At 34.5% G+C, this 1686-nt stretch carries 2 protein-coding genes; both read right to left on the reverse strand.

Annotated elements, in window-relative coordinates:
• Window positions 1–430: 430 nt before the first annotated feature.
• Window positions 431–634, reverse strand: a complete 204-nt coding sequence (locus tag KPX09_RS05200; protein ID WP_249549293.1) for a hypothetical protein — start codon at window positions 632–634, stop codon at window positions 431–433.
• 138 nt (window positions 635–772) lie between these two features.
• On the reverse strand, window positions 773–988 hold the full coding sequence (locus tag KPX09_RS05205; protein ID WP_249549294.1) for a hypothetical protein: 216 nt from the start codon (window positions 986–988) through the stop codon (window positions 773–775).
• Window positions 989–1686: the final 698 nt, after the last annotated feature.

Consider the following 1686-nt stretch of genomic DNA (forward strand, 5'->3'; position numbering starts at 1 on the left):
CTCACTTAAGATGCTCATATAGCCAATATGACAACATCCATAGATTATCAAATCATGTTGAAAGGAAAAATACTGGATTTGAGTTAAATAACCATAGCCATCTACAAAGCACACTACCCGTAACAGCCTTTGAAATAGGAAACTCAAAAGTTGCACCCACAAAAACCACTCATGCTCTTTACGCGCGTGTAATAAAACAAGTTTAGATAACCTATAGCACACGAGAGCGTTGACCAGTTACTACTCCAGCACTCTACTCACATATTTGCAATGGGTTGCGATACAATATCCCTTATGGCATTATTTTTCTAATTCAAGTGGGGTAGTACCGCAACAGTATTGTAGCTGGTAAGATATTCCTGGAGTTACTCTCTATAATTTCGATCTTTATCGAACTGAAGTTGCTACAGGCTTTTTTATTTGCAGAACGTTATACCTGCAAGTGGTTACGCGCACCTGTAACAACAAAAACTTCTTCCATTTCCTGAATACTGCCCATAAAAACAGGAAATAATACGTTATGCAAATACGTATCTTGGTTGCTGTACATCATCTGCATATCTCCATGACGGTAACTATGATAATTTGCAAAATCATCACAGAATAAGCTCGCATTATCCATGTAATCTCTCATAGCATGTCCTCCATAGTTGCTTGATATAACATACTTGAGACCTCCTGCCTGACGTAATTTTGGCAACTTCACTGCAGTATCTCAAGGTGCCTATGTACACTCGGAGTCACAATAGCTATTGGTACAATACTTAATTCTTCATACTTTGTGATTTCCATCATCTTTTCCGCTTTCACCTGATGCGATTTCCATCACCATAGGACTGACACTCTGCAAGCAATGATCATTTTCATCTTTTGTAAGCGAAGATTGTCCTTCGTTTAACGATATATCATTATCTTTCTTCTTACGGTTTATATTTTCAAAAAATGCACAAATTTCTCTCAAAATTTTCATAAGTAAATCTCCAATCAATTTTCCAACATTGTAAAAACTCTCCGCACATAGCTAATGTTCCGACATTTAATAAGTAAGCGTCGGAATAGAAAAACTCTATTAGGATGTAGAAGCATTATTAAAATGCTCTTTCCCAATCATAAATTAATATATTAGCATATAATGCTAATATATTAATATTTAAGATCTAAAAAAAACTTGATGGATTTTAAAAATGCAAATCAGCATATTACATCACTGAAGACACAAAATCTCTATAGGATGTATTTACCCATTCCGTCATAATGTTTTCTCTAGTAAGCAAAGGCACTTTCTTCAGTCTTTCTACTACAACACTTATAAATTTTACCTTACCTACAAGCCGCAATGACTAAGAAATTGCTCTTATATCCGTAATTTCATAATTATAAATAATTTAATAGTAATAATGATATGTTATATCCTATTCTTAATAATACACAGTTTCTCACTTGGTTATGATCGTGGTACTCAATCAAAAATAAATGCTGGTAAGTTTTTGCATATCAACAATCATCCAGTTCATAACGAACAAATATGCGGAATTTTGTGAAAAGATGCTTACATTGCCGGCAAACTAACCTACTTATTAGGTACCACAGAGTGAATGTTATTCATAAGGGACTAGTAACCCTTATAGGAAAGCTAGGAACGCCAGCAATTCTACTACCATGTCTATACTTTCTATCTATGCGAAA

Source organism: Anaplasma phagocytophilum, from assembly GCF_023476575.1.
In the GTDB taxonomy this organism is placed as follows: Bacteria; Pseudomonadota; Alphaproteobacteria; order Rickettsiales; family Anaplasmataceae; genus Anaplasma; species Anaplasma phagocytophilum_A.